The sequence below is a fragment of the Mesorhizobium sp. CU3 genome, from assembly GCF_006442965.1.
Taxonomy (GTDB): domain Bacteria; phylum Pseudomonadota; class Alphaproteobacteria; order Rhizobiales; family Rhizobiaceae; genus Mesorhizobium.
Genome location: NZ_VFWX01000012.1, coordinates 67577 through 85494 on the forward strand (window position 1 = coordinate 67577; position 17918 = coordinate 85494).

The window sequence follows — 17918 nt, forward strand, 5'->3', positions numbered from 1 at the left end:
CCAAAAATGGTATCCTCTTATTAATACAGCTACATACTTATCTGCTAAGAGTCTATATCGCAGCGGGAAAACTGTTAAAACATGCTAGAAAAAAACGCGGATAGAGCGCGAAAGGTGATGACGCGGCCAGAGCTCTCACCGCTGTTGGCCATTGTATCGCCTTCACCGTTTGCCAGATGCCTGAAACATAACGGTGTTTCATCGGGTCAATTTCACCTGTTTACCGGCCGAGGCATTTCACTTCGACGCCCAGGGCGTGCCCTCGCCAGTTGCCACGCTGGCAGGCCTTTCAAACCGCCTGTCGATTCCTGCCACTTGGCGAGCGGGTTGAGCACCACGAACTCTTTCCTCGACTTGGTCCCTAGCGGTGCAACGGAAGCCGAGTAGCAGCTCGAGTTATACGTGTCGTGACACCCACACCTACGGCCCTCGCCCGCTGAATGGCGCCATTCGCACCGAGAGCCCTTGCTGGCGACAGTGAAAGCGTAGAGCTGACCTTGGTAGAGAGGGCTGCTGCGGTTTACCAATGCTGTCTGGGTTGACCAACCCGTTGCCGACCATGGCGGGTTGACCAATTAGGGCCCCTAAGATCTGCGCAAATCCAATCAAAACCTATCTTAAGATTGGAACTCTCCTCAGCCAAGAACACTCCTGTTTCAAAGGCAGAGGCCACCGGCCGGCTGCTCATAATTCCGGATTGGTAAACCCCGTGAAATGCCCAATAATTGCGGACATCACCCAGTGTGCCGTCCGGAATTAACTGTCGGATACGCACGAGGCCCAGCTACTGTCCGACAACTTCGGCTTGCGGGCCGGCACATGGACGCCCCCTCGGCGCGACGCCTCCCGACAGCCGATAGCTGATCGAGCAGGCGACGCAACTGTTGGTCAGCACGGCTTTGTTGATACCACGGATCACCTGCTGCTGGGACGGTGGAGTGTCGGCTCGCAACGTGGCTAGCTCGGTCACAGTCGCGTTCCGACAGGAGGCCGCATCGCCCACCTGCGCGGAGATCAGTCGTTGGGTCGCACTGGCCAATTGCCATGTAAGCGGCAGAGGCAATTCAGCATTCAGGCTGACGATGGGTGAGGGTGAGGTGAAATCACCGATGGTTCCCTCGGCGAGCCTGTGTTGCGGGTTGAGGAATGCTCTGATGCGGTGCGTTGCCATGTCGGCTCGTGTTACCCTGGAAGAAAGGAGCGTCCGCACTGGCGAAAGCAACTCGCCAAAACCCTCTACCGCCCCCGGCACCAAAACACCGTTGGAGGTCAGCGTGATCAGATGGACTTCGAACGGAGGTGACTGCCCTATAGCGAGCTTTCCACCCATCTCCTGGATTTGCCGAAGCTCCAGGAGCAGGTCGAATGCCGTCTCGTCGCCGGAATTGTCGAGATAACCGCCATCAACCAGCCGAAATTGCGTGGAGCTGGTTATGAAGCGGGCTGCTGGCATGATCCACGGAAAGCGCGCGCTCAGTCCCAATGCGGTGCTGAATCTGATGTCCTCGCCCGGACCCAGAGCCTCCCAACCCTCGTCAACGAGGTAGCCGTTCACATAGTGCGTGTAGCGGGCCCTGTGATGCAGTGTGCCAGCCTGCAGTGGGCTGTCTATGGACATGAACGGGGCAACGACCACCCGCATCCCGTTCTCGACCTGGGTCGTGTTCGCCAATACGGCCGGCGCGGCACCGTCTGCCCGCCAGAAATCCAAAAAGGGTGAAGCTAGCGGATTCTCGGCGTTTGGCAGGACCTCGCTCCACGCACGTTCGAGCTCACGGTCAAAGACTTCCGCCCGGTCACTTCGTGAGACCAGCGCCGGTACGAATGTCTGCGGGACATCGCCGAAAAGCATCGACGCCATCACAGGTGCGAGAAAATCGCGATCGAGTATTTGGCGCGTGGTTCGCTCGAACATGCCAGGGGCCCTGGCGCCGGCGGCACACTCGCTCCAGGGGCCGTTGGCGGCGAAGGACTTGGCCAGCGCGGCAAAGACACCCGCACCGATGGAGCCTCCGGAAACCGAGCTTATCGCAAAGATGTGCTGGGAGAAATTTGGACAGCGATCTTGGACACGAGCGAGGAAAGTCGCGGCAAAGTCCGCAGCGTAATGGCCACCGCCGGCCGCGGAGATGATGAAGATGGGGTAGGGGCGACCAGTTTTCAGAAAATGCTCACGATCTCCCCGAGCCGAAAGCCAGGTGTAAAGCGCCGCGGCGGTCGGCTGAACTTCGGCGGCACCGGCGCTACGTTGCACCTTGGGGGGTATGTGATTGTCGCTGATGTTCAACCAGGCAAGGCAGGTCGCTACGATCAGCAAGAGCGAGAATGCAGGAACGTTCCATCGGTCGCGCATCCGAAAAAGGATACTGAACAACGCTGCTGCAATCAGAAAAAAGCAAAGCACTATCGCAACACTGCCCAGCAGTTCGGGAAGCCGGTAGGGGGCAATGGCAAAGGCGATCCCGCCGAAAGCGCCAATTCCGCATATTGGAGCAGCTACCCTGCCAAATGCGGGACGAAACGATCGCCCCAAGCGGAAGAAACCGACCGCCACGGATGAGCCTATCAAGGCCAGGATCACCCCTGCGGCGATCAAATTCGAGGGAAGCTCGGAGATAGAGGCGAAGAGCTCGGCAAAGTCGCCCTCAAGCGCCCCCGCGGGCTGCCCAGCTCCGATGATCGTCGTGTTAAACCCAGCCAAAATCAGGCCAGCCGCAGCCCCGGCAATTGGCACCAGGGCGGTCACGGCCGCTAGGACTGCTCTGAATCGGCTGCCAGACGGTGTCAGTGCCATCGCGAGCAGCGACAGTCCGACCGCTAGGCCAAGCAGCGCTACGACGGCGAACACCGTTGGAGCAGCCTGGCCAGGTGGATCCAGGGCCAGGACCCGATAGATCTCATAAACTTGGCTCGGAAACGCCAACGATGCGGCAGAAACGGCCGAAACCAGGAAAGGTGCTCTGGCAGTCCGCACCAGTGCGAGACTATCGGCGAGACGACCTCTCCATTCCCGAAGCTTCATCACAATTCGGCTGCCCATTGGTGAAGTCAGTCCGCTTGCGACATCTGGGAACTATGCTATCGCCATTGGCCACGTAAAGGTCACGGTAGAACTGCCGGCGCCTTTGCATCGCGATTTGGTCAAATACGCAGAAATCCTTGGGCGCGAGACCGGGCAGCCATCTACCAATCCATCGCGCTTGATCGCGCCGATGCTTGAACGTTTTATCGCAACGGATCGCGGCTTTGCCAAAGCAAAGAGGGAGGAGGTCTAGATTTGAGTTTTTTCATGCCGACGACAACCTATGCCGGCATCGACAACACGCGGTTCTGCAAGGACGGCGGCTATGAGCGACACCCGGATGTTCAAGCGGTTGCAACGCTCGTGACGGCCTTTCGGTGAAAGTCAAGGCGGCTGGCGTAAGCGAGGACCGGAAGTTCCCCCAGCATTTCCAACACCGAAAGTGATCTGGGGCCGCGTCTCTCAGATTGGTCCGCCAAGGACGCCATGCAACAGATAGCAAACTGGCAATCAATTGACCTCGCTTGAAACCTCTGCGGATCGGCTCGGCCCCCCAAGCAACGAGGTCCTGTGGCTTCTACTGCCAGGCGTTCAGTTTGCTTGTCCAGACGAGACCATCTTCCACCTTGGCGCGTGGCTTGTATTCGCAGCCAATGAAGCCGGCGTAACCAATGTTCCGCAGCTCGGCGAAGATGGCGGAATACGAGATTTCGCCTTCGTCAGGTTCCGTCCGGCTCGGCACGGCCGCGATCTGGACGTGGCCGATCAGATCCTTATAGCGCCGAAGCTTCATGATCACGTCTCCCTCGGCAACGCCGACATGATATGCGTCGAACATTAACCGGACCGTGTCTGAACGCAGGTCCTCGATGATTGAGACGGCCTCCCCCACCGTAGAGTAGAAGTAGTCAGGCTTGTCGCGTGGGTTGATGGGCTCGAGAAGAAGCGTCACGCCCTGTGCGGCTGCTTTTTGCGCCGCCTCGGCAAGATTGCGCAGGAAGATGTCTCGAGCCTTTGCGCGCTCCCTTGATGGCACTATACCGGCCATCGCGTGAACCGCGTTCGCGCCGGAGTTCCGGCAGAAGGCGAGGGACTGGTCGATCGCGGCCTGGAAATCCGCCTCGCGCCCGGCAAGCGCGCCGAGGCCGAATTCGCCGAGCGCGGCATCGCCGACCGCCGTATTGATTCCGAGCAACGTCAACCGGTGCTTTTCGCATGCCTTGCGGACCGCGTCGGCCGGCGTGTCGTAGGGCCAATGAAGCTCGATCGCTCGGAACCCTGCGCTGGCGGCCCGATCTATTCGCTCAAGCAGCGGAAGGTCCGACCAGAGGAATCCCAGATTGGCGGAAAAGCGATGCATAGCCTTATTTCAGCTTGAAGGTGGCATCGAGTTCGGCGATTTCGGTCGCGGAAAGCCGGCGAACCTTCATGGCGCGCGTCAAAATGGCAAGCCGTGCCGTCTCTTCGAGTTCCTCGGCAGCGAACACGGCAGCGTCCAGTGACGTGCCGGCAACCACCGGACCGTGATTGGCAAGTAGCACGGCCGCGTGTCGCGGCGCGTGGGCGCGGATGAACGGTGCGATGTCCGCCGAGCCGGGTCTGGCATATGGAAGGACCGGAACGCGGCCGACGCGCATGACGACATAGGGTGAGAGGGGGGGAATGGCATCCTGGGGATCGACATCCGCCAGGCACGACAGCGCGGTGGCGAAGGTCGAATGAAGATGGACGACGGCCCGCGCTGCGGGGCGGGCTTCATAGAAGCCGAGATGCAGGGGCAGTTCCTTGGTCGGTCTGTCGCCGTCGATGTGGTTTCCGCTCCCGTCGAGCCGGGACAAACGGTCGGAATCGAGAAATCCCAAGCAGGAATTGGTCGGCGTCGCCAGGTACCCGTCGTGAAGTCTGACGGAGATGTTACCCGACGAGCCCACTGTGAAGCCGCGCTCGAAAAGCGAGCGCGCCCACTGCACGATCGAGGTCCGCAGTTCCTTTTCGCCGTTCATGCCGTGCCCAGCATCCTCAGTGCCTTCTCGTAGAAATTCTCGGTGCCGAAATTTCCGCTCTTGAGCGCGAGCCGGACGGGCCGTGCGCCGGACGCGGCCAAGGCGGGGACACCCGGATCGATCTCGGGTCCGACAAGCATATGGGGAACCGCCAGCGCGGTGACGACGGCGCCGGAGGTTTCGCCCCCGCCCACGGCAAGCCGAACGACCCCTTCATCGATCAGCCCGACGGCGACTTCGGCGAGGAAGCGCTCGATCGCCTGCGCGACCTCCTCTCGTCCGTATTTTTCCTGCGTCGCTTTCACTTTATCGGGCTCCGCCGTCGAATAGATGAGAGGCGCTTCGTTGGAATGGTCATCGAAAAAGGCGATGGCTGCCTGTGGCGTCAGCCGGCCCTCCAAAATGTCACCGCCATCCACCGCCAAACCGGGATGCGATTGCAGGTAGAGATTGACCTGGGCAATAGAGGTGCGCGAACACGAACCGGAAATCACCGCTGCCTTTCCCCTGGTGGGCGTAAAATCCGAGCCGGCATCGCGCAGCAATCCGAGCGATCGGAAATTGTCCGGCAGCCCCAGGGCAATGCCCGAGCCGCCGCTAATCAGTACATGGTCGGCAATGGCGCGGCCGATTGCCATGAGGTCGCAATCCGCCAATGCGTCGACCACGATGAGCCGGCGTCCCTTGTGTGTTTCCGCCGCGATGGCCGCCCTGATGGAATCGCTTCCCTCTCGGACCGCCCCATAGGCGACAAGTCCGACCTCGACGGCTGTCTGCCGTTGCAGCCAACGCCTTATGTCGGGATCGGTCATGGGATTGAGCGGATGGCTCTGCATACCGGATTCGCTCAGCAATCGATCCCCGACGAAGAGGTGGCCCATATAGAGCGTGCGCCCGGTGGCCGGGAACACCGGACACACGATGGCGCAGGGCACATCGAGCGCCTGCAGGAGGGCTTCGGCCACCGGGCCGATATTACCCTTCGGCGTGGAATCGAACGTCGAGCAATATTTGAACAGGAACTGGCGACAGCCCTCGCCGCGCAGCCATTTAAGCGCTGCGAGGGATTGCTCGACAGCGTCCCGCCGCTCTATGGAACGTGTCTTGAGAGCCACCACCGCAGCCTCGCAATCGGGCACTTCATTCCCTTCCGGAACTCCCGAAAACTGGACCGTTCGCATGTCCTGCCTGGCCAACGTGTTGGCTAAGTCACTGGCGCCCGTGAAATCGTCCGCTATGCAGCCAAGCAGCATTTGATATGGATCCTAACACCGTTTTGCACATCGCCAATCAGGCGAGAATAGCTCGACGCCGCGCTCGACTTGCCGAGGCGTATCTCTTCAATATCCAACAGCTGCATGGCACCTGCTCATTCAATCATTCTCATCTCTGCCCCGAACCTGCCGGCGTTGCCGACATATTCGGAGGCAAGGTGCTCAATATAGCTGGTGGTCTCGCTCCCCAACTGCCGCACGACACGGCCGGGCACGCCCACGACCAGAGAGTACGGCGGAATCGTCTTACGCTCAGGCACCAGCGCGTTGGCGCCTACTATCGAACCGTGACCGATATGAGCCCCGTTGAGAACCGTGGACCCCATTCCGATCAGGCATCGGTCCTCAATCGTGCACCCGTGAAGGATGGCGCGATGGCCAACTGTGCAGTCCGAGCCAATAGTAAGGGGATATCCCGGATCCGCGTGAAGAACCGCCCCGTCCTGCACGTTAGCGCGATCGCCGATTGTGATCACCTCGTTATCTGCTCTGATGACAGCGTTGAACCAGATACTGGCAAGCTTGCCGATGTGGGCGCGTCCGATGATGCACGCTCCCGGAGCGATCCAGACCGGCGCTCCATGGAATTGGGGCGCATCACTTCCTAACGCGAACAGCATGTTGCGCCCCTTTCCATGTAGCAGCGTCACTGCGGCAACACCTGTCAGAAATTGACGGCGTCACCGCCCTTCAAGGCCAACATTTCACGGGCCTCGTCGGCCGAAGCCACGGTCAGGCCAAGGCCTTCAAGTATCCGCCGCGCACGTGTAACCTGGGCAGCGCTCGATTTAGCGAGCGTTCCGGGCCCGTCCCACAGGCTGTCCTCTAGCCCAACACGCACGTTGCCGCCCATCGCCGCACCGATGGCGACGACCGGCATCTGATTCCTTCCCGCACCGAGAACAGACCATTTGTAGTCGTCGCCAAACAGTCGATCCGCCGTGCGCTTGAGATGAAGGATATCCTCGGGATTGGGGCTTATGCCCCCAAGGATGCCGAATACGGTTTGTACAAACAGAGGAGGCTTTACTAGGCCCTGCTCGTAGAAGTGGGCGAGGGTGTAGAGGTGGGCTGTGTCGTAGCATTCGAACTCGAATTTTGTTCCGGCGTCCGAGCAGGCACGAATGACGAACTCGATGTCCTTGAAACTGTTGCGGAACACCAGATCGTAGCTGTCTTCGAGGCTCTTTCTTTCCCATTCGTGCTGGAAGCTCTTATATCGGTCCAACATTCGAAAGAGGCCGAAGTTCATCGATCCCATGTTCAGCGATGCGACCTCGGGCTTAAACTCGAGCGCAGGCCGTACCCGCTCCTCGACCTTCATCGACGGATGGCCGCCCGTTGTCAGATTGATGACTGCGGAAGTGCGCTGCTTGATCCTGGGCAGAAATCGATTGAAACCTTCCGGGGACTGGTCCGGCTTGCCCGTCTTCTCGTCCCGTGCGTGCAGATGGATGATGGCGGCGCCAGCTTCCGCAGCCTCCACCGCAGCCGTGACAATTTCGTCAGCGGTCACGGGCAAATAGGGAGACATCGATGGGGTATGGATCGCGCCCGTCACGGCGCACGTTATAATGACTTTGTTACTACTGGGCATGCCGTTGCTTACCTTTCCTCGACTGCTTCATCCGCTCTATTGCACCGGTCCTTATGACCGCAATCTTGGGCATCTCACCTCCACGCCGCGTCGCACGTTCTTTTTATTCTGACGCCCCGCGCCAGCGATTTTCAGCATCATGCTCGTTAAATCGGCTGCGCCTTCCTCCACGCCAGCAACATGCGGTTTGCTAGCCGAGGAATCGCCGCTCCGGCACACCCCTGACGCCAAGGCCACGTATCTCGAAAAGGCTACCTCCGAGCCTACCGTCGTCCGGAAAGCGGGCCAGTGGCGACGTCGCCGCAGACGTAACATAGAGCACGTCGAGGTTCGGCCCGCCGAACATCAAGCTCGTGACGTTGCGGACCGGCATCTCAACGCGCCTGTCGAGGCTGCCGTCCGGAGCAAATCTCCGAAGCTCGCCGCCATATGCGACAGCACTCCAGAGGAAACCCTCCTCGTCAATCGTTGCGCCATCGGGAGCGCCAACGCCCTCCCTGAAAGAGGCAAAAGGCCTCTTGTTGCTAATCGAACCGGTGTCCGTATTGTAATCGTACGCGCAGATCTCGTCTGCCCATGTATCCGCGAAGTAAAATGTCTTGCCGTCGACACTCCAGCAAGGTCCATTGGAACAAACGATGCCCTCTTCAAGCTTGTGAATGCTCAGATCGACGTCGACGCGATACAGGGATCCCTTAGGGTTCGCTTCGTCCATATCCATCGAGCCGGCCACGAACCTACCCTGCCGGTCGACCTTTCCGTCATTCAAACGCGTGGTTGCAACATCTGCCTCGGGGTCGGCGATCGGGGAGGCCTTGCCCGTCGCTAGATCGAATGCGTGAAAGCCGGATTCGAGTGAGAGAATCGCGCCGCCGCGGGCACGAAGCGCCATGGACCCGATCTTTCCAGGCACATCCCAGGTCTTCAGCTCGGTTCCGGTGATCGTGGAACGGTAGATTCGCTTACCAAAGCTGTCGATCCAATAAAGCCGCTCTTCATCGACGTCCCAGATCGGGCTTTCACCCAAGATTGTACGACAATCTACGAGTACGCGGATTTCCGGCATCGAGTAAGTTCCTCTTCCAAGTAGGCAGTCAGATAGCCGATGCGAAGTTGTTTGCGTTGTCAGCCGACGAAGTTGGTGCGCCGGAGGCATTCGCGCTATCCGCACCCCCGCCCAGCGCAGCGCGAACGATGGCGACCTCGGTGATCTCGTCGCCGGCTAGTTCCGCAGCGACCGCGCCGGAGTATATTACGAGCACTCGATGGCTCAGGTTCACCACCTCGATGATTTCGGTCGAGTAAAACAAGACGGAACCGCCGGCCCTCACATACTCGTTGATCAGGTTGTAGATTTCGTGCTTTGTCCCGACATCGACGCCCCGCGTCGGATCAAAGAGCAGTAAAATTGGCCCCCCTGCGAGAAGCCAGCGCGCCAGGACTATTTTTTGCTGATTTCCACCGCTGAACTTCTGCGTCTGGGTGTACAAGGCCCGCTCGACAACCTGAACCTTCTGCAGCGCATCGCCGACCGCCTCTTTTTCCGCTCTCCGGTTGATAAGCGAGAACTTCGCGAAACGCTGGATCACGGGTAGGCTTACGTTCTGGGTGCCGTCCAGCTTGAGGAAAAGGCCCTCTGTCTTGCGCTCTTCTGGAACCAGACTGATGCCCACGCCAGCGGAAATCGCATCCTCGGGCGACTGGAGAACGATCTTCTCGCCCTTCACGAACAAATCTCCAGAGTGGATCTTCATATCGCCGAACAGCCCCAGGAAGAGGTCCAACTGACCCATGCCCTGAAGCGCGACGATGCCCAATATCTCGCCCTGGCCCAGGGAGAAGGAGGTATTCTTGATTTTGCCGACGGAAATGTCGCGCACTTCAAGCGCCGGAACAGCCTTCGCCGCATAGCTGACCTTCGGTGGAAATGCTCGGTCCAACTCCCGGCCGATGATCAATTCGATAATCTCGTCGTCCGTTACGGCCGAGGTTGAGAAAGAGCCCACGCTCTTGCCTCCCCGCAGAACAGTTAGCGATCCGCACAGCATGCGCACTTCAGCCATTCTGTGAGAGATGAAAACGACGGTCGTGCCCTTTGATTTTTGATCCGCAATCAGCCATTCGAGCCAATCGACGTCGGCGCTGGAAAGCGAGGAAGTGGGCTCATCGAGAAGCACAATTCTTGGGTCACGCAGAAATGCGCGAGCGATTTCAAGCTTTTGCCTAACAGGGAGTTCCAAATCCCGCATTTCGCGGTCGAGAGACACGCCTTCTATGCGCAATTCCGCGAGACGCTGCTCGACTAGGCGTCTTCCATACTTTTGCCGCAACAGCCCAAAAGGACCAACAGGCTGAACCGGTATCAGCAGATTTTGCCACACAGTGAGATCGGGAAACCCCGCAAGCTCCTGGAATGCCGTCTGAACGCCCAGCCTGTGCGCCTTGTCGGGGCTGGAGAGGTGCTCTTGCTTGCCGAAGATGCGAATGGCGCCCGCATCGGGCTGAACGAGCCCGCTCAACATCTTGACGATTGTGGACTTGCCGGCACCGTTCTCGCCGAGAAGAGCGTGAACGCTGCCGCGCGCCACCGAGAACGTCGCGCCGCTCAGGGCAACCGTTGCCCCGTAAACCTTCGATATGTTGTCCAGCGCGATCGCTTCGACGTCCGGCGACGGACTCCTTTCCCGCATCCCCTGATTTCCCACTATGCGCATCGGTTTCTACGAAGCCGCCATCCGTGGATTCTCTAGGCCCCAGTCGGCGCGATACTGCGCCTCCATCTCTCGCCGGACCCGCACGCCAAGGAGGCCCTCGTCAAGCACCACATCGGACCATCTCACAGGTTGGCCCGCCTCGATATCCCGAACGAGGGTTGCCTCGTGCGCGAGTCCGATGGGAAGAAGCCGCTCGCTGAGCGAATGTCGCGCAGGGAGGGCCTTTCCGACGACGGTGTACCCGCCCTCTCCATCGAGCTTCTCGCCGGCCAACAACTTCCGCTTCGCGGTGGCGGCAACATCACCGGCAAACTCACGCACGGAACCGGTCGGCTCCCGCCGCAGGGCCGCGCTGGCAACCGAAATGCCGAGCTCCAACCCGATCAAATGATAAGGCCTGTAGAGGGCAGCATAGCGCCCGGAGGAATCCGTGCGAACGCCGTACTCTGAGAAGCAACGTTGCACATAGTCAGTGGGAGCGTCAAAGACAACATAAACCCCCCATCGCAAGTCGCGATAGACAGGCCGGCCGTCGCGTTCGAGCGACGATACGACTTCAACCATGCCCCGGCTTTCGAGAATCCCGCCTTCTGACCTCGGCCGCAACACGGAGGCGAGATCATCGACACCACAGGGCGGGAACAGCAGCCCGTCTCGCGGCACCGACAGTCCAGTCGCGTTCGCTACCGCAGCCATTTCGAGAGCCGACTTTGTTCCGTCCAAAAACGAATTGAACATGCGGGCATTGAAATCTCCGGCCGCAAGCTGCTCTTTGGTAAATCCATAATGATCCCAGACAGTGTCGGGAGTGGATGAGGAATAGACAGGCAGATATTTCGTGCCCTTGCCTGCCGCAATCGGCTCTAATCCGATGGCCCGGGCCCAATCCACCAGCTCCGCGATCAAGGCCGGCTGATCGCCATATGCCATGGAATAAACAATGCCGGCCGAAGCGGCTCTCTTTGCCAGCAACGGACCCGCCAGCACGTCCGCCTCGACGTTGACCATCACCATATGTCGTCCATGCTCGCAGCACCACAGAGCGTGCTGAACGCCGGCCCCTGGAATGCCGGTCGCATCGATGATCACGTCGATGCCGTCGAAGCTTATAAGCGCCTCGGCATTATCCAGAATATGAGTAGTTCCATGGCTGACGGCGTCGATCATCGACTTCGCCGCATACTTTTCCTCAGGCCATCCGACCCTCGCAAACGAAGCGCGGGCCCGCTGCGGAGAAATGTCGGCGACGCCCACGACATGGATCCCCGCGGTTGTCTTCGCCTGCGACAGGAACATCGAGCCGAACTTGCCCGCACCGATCAGTCCCACCCGAACCGCCTGACCCGCTGCCGCCTTCGCTCGCAACATGCTGTAGAGATTCATGCCATCCTCATGCAATTGCCCCGGCACTAGCCTTGGCGACTTAAACGACAGAACCTCTGTTAACACCGCGCATTAGCGCACAACAATGGAGATATTTGCGCCTCGGCTGTGCAAAATTCCAAACTTGGCTTGCTTGCGGTGGCCTGACCGAGGTTAAACTTGCACGGCGTATTGGCATTTATGCACGGCGGACTCGCATTTTCGCCAATAGACGTGCAAATTTTTGTTTTCTACAGTCGGATCCGATGGGAGGCTGGGAGCCCGTTCGCGGCGGAACGCTTCCTGTTTGGGGCAATGAAGGTCGCACTGTGTGCGGCGACTAAAATTCCATAAGGGAGGAAAGCATGAGAAGAGAAATGGCCACTCGAATGCTGCTCGCCGCTGCATTGTCAATCGTGAGCCTATGTACGTTGTCGCTGCCTGTTAGAGCGGAGGAGCCGATCAAGGTTTTCCTCAGCATGAGCTTCGTCGGCAATCAGTGGCAGGAAGAGGCGGCTAACACTATCCGTGCGATGGCTGCGTCGAAGAAATACAAAGAAAAAGTGACGTTCGAGGTCCAAGTCGCCGGCCCAAATGCTCAAAAGCAGATCCAGCAGATCAACGCAATGGTCCAAGCTGGGGCAAAGGCGATCATCGTCTATCCAATCTCCCCCACAGCGCTCAACCAGGCCGTGAAGGCGGCTTGTGATAAGGGAGTAACTGTTGTCGCCTACGATGGCGAGATCACTGAACCCTGTGCATACAACGTCCATATTGACCAGGCCGAGGACGGTCGCGTCGGTGCCCAGTGGCTGGCCGACTATCTGAAGGGTAAGGGAAACATCGTCATGATTACGGGGGTCGCCGGAACGTCGGTAGACTCTGATCGCGTCGCTGCCTCCAAAAAAGTCTTTGCCAACTATCCCGAGATCAAGATTGTCGCGGAAGCAAATGGAATGTGGGGCCAGCAGGGCGCGCGGACGGCACTCTCGAAGATCGTCGCCGCTCATCCGTGGGAGACGATCGACGGTATCCTGATGCAGGTGGGCTGTTACACGGCTGCATCGATGCAGGACGAGGCTGGAATACCTGACGACAAGAAGATCCCCTGCGCTGGCGAGCAGTCACAGGGGCACCGGATACAGATGCTACCCTCCGGTACGAAAGTCGAAGGCACGTCCGGAACTTATCGCCCAATGGGGTATCCAAGCATTTCTTATTCAGTTCCAGCGTCTCAGGGTGCGATTGCCTTCAAGGTGGCGATGGACGTGATCGACGGAAAGAACCCTCCCAAGACCACAATCGTCCCGATCAAGCCCGTCAAGATGGGTGAAGTCCGGATCTGCGAAACAGGCTCCTGGAAGGAGATGGATGAGGGCTGCAACGTTTTCAAGCCGACCGTAGTGACCGATCCCGGCTTCATGTCCGGAATCTATACGTCCCTCACCCCGGAGATCGGTCTGGCTGCCGCGCTTCACGGTTCGCCCGAAGAATAAAATAGTCTACGAACGAAGCCTGACAGAGGGTGCCAGATTGGCGCCCTCTATGTCCATGTTTCCAGACGGACGCGACTGCACTAGCATCGGCGCACTCTAAAGGAGTTGCTTCTGTTGGCTCAGACTCATTACTTATACAACATCAAAAATCCTCTCCGCCGGTTCCGGGTCGACGTATATCGCGGCCCGGCGCTGTCGATGATTGTGATGTTCATCTTTGTGGTTCTGCTCGATCTTGTTTCTCCGACGGGCTTCACTCAGGCGGACCTTACTTATACCGCATCCGGCGGGGCCAGCCTGGCGCTGGCGGCGATTGGGCAGACGCTTGTTGTCCTGGTTGGCGGCTTCGACCTTAGTGGTGGCGCGATCATTTCGTTTGTGAATGTGGTCCTTGCCACCAACCTCGAGCCGGGGACGGCTTCCAGTGTCTCTTGGGTCATTGCCGGTCTTCTTATCGGCACGTTCTTCGGAGCTGCAAATGGCCTTGTCGTTGCGTATCTGAGGGTTCAACCCGTTGTCGCCACACTGTCGACGATGTTCGTCGCCCAGGGACTCGCGCTTCTGGTGCTCGACAAACCAGGTGGCAACGTGCCGGCCCCCTTCAGCCAGTTCTTTCTCGGCTCGCTTTTTGACGGAAGCCTGCCCATGCCTCTTGTGATCGTCTCACTTGCACTCGTCGGCTGGGCGCTGCTGAAGAACACGCGTTTTGGCACGTACATCTATGCCGTTGGCAGCGACCGCGATGCCGCGGGCCAACGGGGCATAAATGTTCGGTTCGTGACTTTCACGGCCTATGCGCTGGCCGGTACCGCGTACGGCGCGGCAGGGGTATTCCTCACGGCTCAGACGGCGTCTGGCGATCCGTTGATCGGAGCACCGCTATTGCTGCAGGTTTTCGCCGCTGTCGTTATCGGCGGAACGCGGCTGGGCGGTGGGCGTGGCGGCTGCGTGGGATCGGCTGTAGGCGCGTACGTTCTGATCCTAATCGTGAATGTTCTTCTCGTATTCAATTTCTCCTCGTACTATGCCACGATTGCCGAAGGACTGATCCTAATCTTTGCCGCTTCCGGACATTCGAGTTCTGACCTGCCTCGCACGAACTGGTTGGACCTGGCCTCGATCTGGGGCCGGCGACGGCCGGCCAAAAACCAGGAAATATCGGTGATACCTCGCTCGGACAAGGTGCACGGCCTCCCTGGCTTTTTCCAACGCAACGCTGACGTGCTGCGCTATACCATGCCCGCATTCGTCTGCCTTGGGATCATCATAGCCATCCAAGCGGGACTCTACGGCCATGTCGGCCTTTCGTACCTCAATTCCCAGATCACTCTCGCCTCCTTTCTGATCATACTGGCGCTCGGCCAGGGCACCGTTGTGCTGACAGGCGGTCTGGACCTTTCTCTGCCGTGGGCGATCTGTTTGAGCGGCTTGCTTTTCACCGATTGGACGCAAGGCGATGCCGCATCGACGATCTGGGCGATCCCAGCAGTTCTGCTGGTTGGCGCCGCCATAGGCATGCTAAACGGCTTCGGAGTAGTCGGGCTCAGGCTTCCGGCGATAGTCGTTACTCTCGCGATGAATGGAATTCTTCAAGGCGTGGCGCTGTTGTACTGCAACGGCACTCCGTCCGGCATGTCCCCTGAATTCGTGCACTGGATCATGACGGGGCGGGTTCTCGGTTTCTCTCCTGTGTCGTGGCTGTTAATTTTGTTCGTTCTGTTCGGCGTAGTCCTTCTCGGGCAGACCGTTTTCGGTCGGCGAATCTACGCGGTCGGAAACAGTGTCCGCGTAGCGAGGCTAGCGGGCGTCAATGTCGGCGTTACAATTGCGTCCGCTTACGTTCTGAGCGGCGTGTGCTCCGCCCTTGTTGGAATACTCCTGGCGGGCTTCATTGGCCAGGCCAGTCTCGGGATGGGAGACGAGTACCTGCTTTCTTCGGTCGCCGCGATTGTTGTCGGCGGGACACTTATCACCGGTGCCAGGGGAAAATATATCGGCATGGTCGGAGGGGTACTGTTGCTCACGGCCCTACAGACGGTCCTTGCGAGCAGTTCTCTTCCCGAGGCCACTCGCCAGATTGTCTTCGGGGCGGTCATGCTTGCCGCCGTGGTAACGCTTCGAGACGCCTAGCCCTTCAGATGATTCCCCTCGAAATGAAGACCTGAGACTCCAAATTGCAACGCCCCAAGACGGAACTTCCTAGATCGCATGAACCGCCCTTCCGAAAGCCATCCCGATTTCGACTGGAACGACCTCCAGGCATTTCTCGCGATAGTGCGCAGCGGAAAGCTGACGGCTGCGGCAAAGCGGATAGGGGTCGATCACTCGACATTAAGTCGACGAGTCGGCCGGCTTGAAGCAGCATTGCGGGTTCGCCTTTTCGATCGCGGTCCGTCCGGCTATGTGCTGACGATGGCTGGAGAACGATTGGTTTCCCAAGCCGAGGCGATGGAAAGCTTGGCGATCGGGGCATATGGTAGCCTGGTCGACGAGGGGCTCAGTCTTGCAGGTTCCGTCCGGGTGGGCATGCCGGAGGGGTTCGGGACGTTCTTCCTGGCCTTCCACATCGGCAACCTCACCAAGCGGCATCCCGAATTGGAGATCGAGCTTGTCGCCAACCCGCGTGGATTCAGCCTCTCCAAGAGGGAGGCAGATATAGCGATCAGCATGTCGCAACCGGAGGAAGGACGTCTGCATAGTCGCAAGCTGGTCGACTACGAGCTGGGCCTCTATGCGGCGCAAACCTATCTGGAACGCAGCCCATCGATCAAACAGATCAGCCAGCTTCATGAGCACCCGTTCATCGGATACATTTCCGATTTGATCTGGACGCCCGAACTCGACTACCTCCCCAACGTTTCGGGTGAACTCAATCCAAGACTAAAGATATCGAACATAATAACGCAGATGACTGCGACGCTCGGCGGAGCCGGGTTGTGCATCCTGCCCTATTTCATCGCGGCTCGCGAACCCTCACTGGTGCGGCTTTTCGAGGACGAGATCAAACTAGTCCGCTCCTACTGGCTTATCGTGCATTCCGACATGCGGGATCTCGCGCGAATACGCATGGTAAGCGCCTATATCGCGGACGCGGTCCACAAGGTAGGCCGCACGTTCTGGATGAGTACGAATAAATGACGACCGTGTCATCGCAAAAGAAACCGATGGAAATGAATCATGGAAGTTGATTTGACGAACAAGCGCGCGCTTGTCACCGCCGGCGCGTCGGGAATTGGACGGGCCATCGCCACCCGTTTCTTGGAATGCGGGGCTCGGGTTTGCGTCTGCGATATCGACTCGACTGCCTTGGACGACTTCGCGCGCGCAAATCCGGAAGCGCTGGCGGTGAAAGCGGACGTATCAAAGCCTGACGACGTTGCAACTGTCGTCTCCCGGATGTCGAGCTCCTTCGGCGGCCTCGAGATCGTCGTGAACAACGCGGGCGTATCGGGACCAACTGAAAGCGTGGATCGGATAACGATAGACGATTGGCGTCGCACGCTGGATGTAAATGTTACATCGCAGTTCCTGACGGCGAAATACGCAGTCCCAATCTTTAAATCGCAAGGTGGCGGCGCGATCATCAATATCTCGTCTACGGCGGGACGGATGGGCATGCCGCTGCGGTCACCCTACTCCACGTCCAAATATGCGGTTCGTGGACTGACGGACGCGTTGGCAGTCGAATTGGGCGAATACAACATACGCGTGAATGCGATCCTCCCCGGAATGATAAGGGGGCCGCGAGGGACTCGCGTCATGGCGGAGCAAGCTGCCGCGCGCGGTGTGACGTTGGACGAGTACATGAACCGTGCGCTGATGAATGTCTCCATGCGGACGTTAATCGACGCAGAAGAGGTTGCCGATCTCGCAGCGTTTTTGGGTTCGGATCTGGCGCGCCACATATCTGGCCAATCGATTGGTGTGTGCGGCAATTTCGAATCCTACCGCGTGGTCATTGGAGACTAGGCGCGTTGTTGTTTTCCTCCGATCCAACTTGGAGCCGCGCCGCTCGCACACTCGTGGGCCGCAATGATCCTGGTTCGGTCGGCGTGCGGATGTGGCACACGATTTGGGCCAAGCACAGCTTGATGCCGAGCACAAAGAAGGTCCGAGACCTGCACGATTTAAGCCCGCGCTTCCTCACGCACCATCCACGCCACGGCTGCGTTGTCTTCTCAGTTTCTATGATGAGCTGAGCGATTGCCGGGTCTAAGGCATCCTGTCTTGACGATCGCGCGACCGCATTTGGACGCCAGCGGCCGAACGCACCTTGGGCGAGAGACGGCGGCCTCCCCATTTGAGGCCGCCGGGACCCTACCGCTCCGCTCAGCAACGGCCTCGATCTTCCCACTCGTTTTCTCCACGGCCGTGTTGGCCGAAGGAAGAAACTTTATTGGACTTCCATAGTACGATCCCCCTGTGCGCGAGCCGCGCGCGTGGAGAGGCA

At 59.0% G+C, this 17918-nt stretch carries 14 protein-coding genes; 5 read left to right on the plus strand and 9 right to left on the minus strand.

Going from position 1 to position 17918, the window contains the following annotated elements; genetic code table 11:
* Positions 1 to 784: 784 nt before the first annotated feature.
* Positions 785 to 3022: a hypothetical protein gene (locus FJ988_RS19315; RefSeq protein WP_140819937.1), complete on the minus strand. Its 2238-nt coding sequence runs from the start codon at positions 3020 to 3022 to the stop codon at positions 785 to 787.
* A 58-nt stretch (positions 3023 to 3080) separates the two neighbouring features.
* Between FJ988_RS19315 and FJ988_RS19320 the strand changes: the two genes are divergently transcribed.
* Positions 3081 to 3275 (plus strand): DUF2274 domain-containing protein, encoded by a 195-nt coding sequence (locus tag FJ988_RS19320; RefSeq protein WP_140820047.1) that lies wholly within the window; start codon positions 3081 to 3083, stop codon positions 3273 to 3275.
* A 324-nt stretch (positions 3276 to 3599) separates the two neighbouring features.
* Here the strand turns inward: FJ988_RS19320 and FJ988_RS19325 are convergent, their stop codons facing one another.
* The 8 genes from FJ988_RS19325 to FJ988_RS19360 all read right to left on the minus strand — a co-directional run bounded on the left by FJ988_RS19325 (position 3600) and on the right by FJ988_RS19360 (position 11993).
* Positions 3600 to 4382, minus strand: coding sequence for a hydroxypyruvate isomerase family protein (locus tag FJ988_RS19325; protein ID WP_140819938.1), 783 nt, complete (start codon positions 4380 to 4382; stop codon positions 3600 to 3602).
* Between the two features lie 4 nt (positions 4383 to 4386).
* Complete coding sequence (locus tag FJ988_RS19330) at positions 4387 to 5025, minus strand: aldolase (RefSeq protein ID WP_140819939.1); 639 nt, start codon at positions 5023 to 5025, stop codon at positions 4387 to 4389.
* Positions 5022 to 6278, minus strand: a complete 1257-nt coding sequence (gene otnK / locus FJ988_RS19335; protein ID WP_140819940.1) for a 3-oxo-tetronate kinase — start codon at positions 6276 to 6278, stop codon at positions 5022 to 5024. The genes FJ988_RS19330 and otnK overlap by 4 nt, the downstream gene beginning before the upstream one ends.
* A 116-nt stretch (positions 6279 to 6394) precedes the next feature.
* Positions 6395 to 6919, minus strand: a complete 525-nt coding sequence (locus FJ988_RS19340; RefSeq protein WP_140819941.1) for a gamma carbonic anhydrase family protein — start codon at positions 6917 to 6919, stop codon at positions 6395 to 6397.
* A gap of 44 nt (positions 6920 to 6963) precedes the next feature.
* A complete protein-coding gene (locus FJ988_RS19345) occupies positions 6964 to 7896 on the minus strand; it encodes a 3-keto-5-aminohexanoate cleavage protein (RefSeq protein ID WP_140819942.1) in 933 nt (310 codons plus the stop codon).
* A 190-nt stretch (positions 7897 to 8086) separates the two neighbouring features.
* Entirely contained in the window at positions 8087 to 8962 is an 876-nt protein-coding gene (locus FJ988_RS19350; protein WP_140819943.1) for an SMP-30/gluconolactonase/LRE family protein, read from the minus strand.
* A 28-nt stretch (positions 8963 to 8990) separates the two neighbouring features.
* Positions 8991 to 10586, minus strand: coding sequence for a sugar ABC transporter ATP-binding protein (locus FJ988_RS19355; protein WP_140819944.1), 1596 nt, complete (start codon positions 10584 to 10586; stop codon positions 8991 to 8993).
* A gap of 30 nt (positions 10587 to 10616) precedes the next feature.
* Positions 10617 to 11993: an NAD(P)H-dependent oxidoreductase gene (locus FJ988_RS19360; RefSeq protein WP_140819945.1), complete on the minus strand. Its 1377-nt coding sequence runs from the start codon at positions 11991 to 11993 to the stop codon at positions 10617 to 10619.
* Between the two features lie 344 nt (positions 11994 to 12337).
* On the opposite strand from FJ988_RS19360, the gene FJ988_RS19365 reads away from it, so the two are divergent.
* The 4 genes from FJ988_RS19365 (at position 12338) to FJ988_RS19380 (ending at position 17437) form a co-directional block, all read left to right on the plus strand.
* Positions 12338 to 13468 carry a sugar ABC transporter substrate-binding protein gene (locus tag FJ988_RS19365; protein WP_246688594.1) on the plus strand — a complete coding sequence of 377 codons (1131 nt, stop codon included), beginning with the start codon at positions 12338 to 12340 and terminating at the stop codon, positions 13466 to 13468.
* A 114-nt stretch (positions 13469 to 13582) separates the two neighbouring features.
* The gene (locus FJ988_RS19370) at positions 13583 to 15598 is read left to right on the plus strand and encodes an ABC transporter permease (protein ID WP_210242776.1); all 2016 of its coding nucleotides are present in this window, start codon (positions 13583 to 13585) and stop codon (positions 15596 to 15598) included.
* A 78-nt stretch (positions 15599 to 15676) separates the two neighbouring features.
* Positions 15677 to 16606: a LysR family transcriptional regulator gene (locus FJ988_RS19375; protein WP_140819946.1), complete on the plus strand. Its 930-nt coding sequence runs from the start codon at positions 15677 to 15679 to the stop codon at positions 16604 to 16606.
* 39 nt (positions 16607 to 16645) lie between these two features.
* Positions 16646 to 17437 (plus strand): SDR family oxidoreductase, encoded by a 792-nt coding sequence (locus tag FJ988_RS19380; protein ID WP_140819947.1) that lies wholly within the window; start codon positions 16646 to 16648, stop codon positions 17435 to 17437.
* Positions 17438 to 17918: the final 481 nt, after the last annotated feature.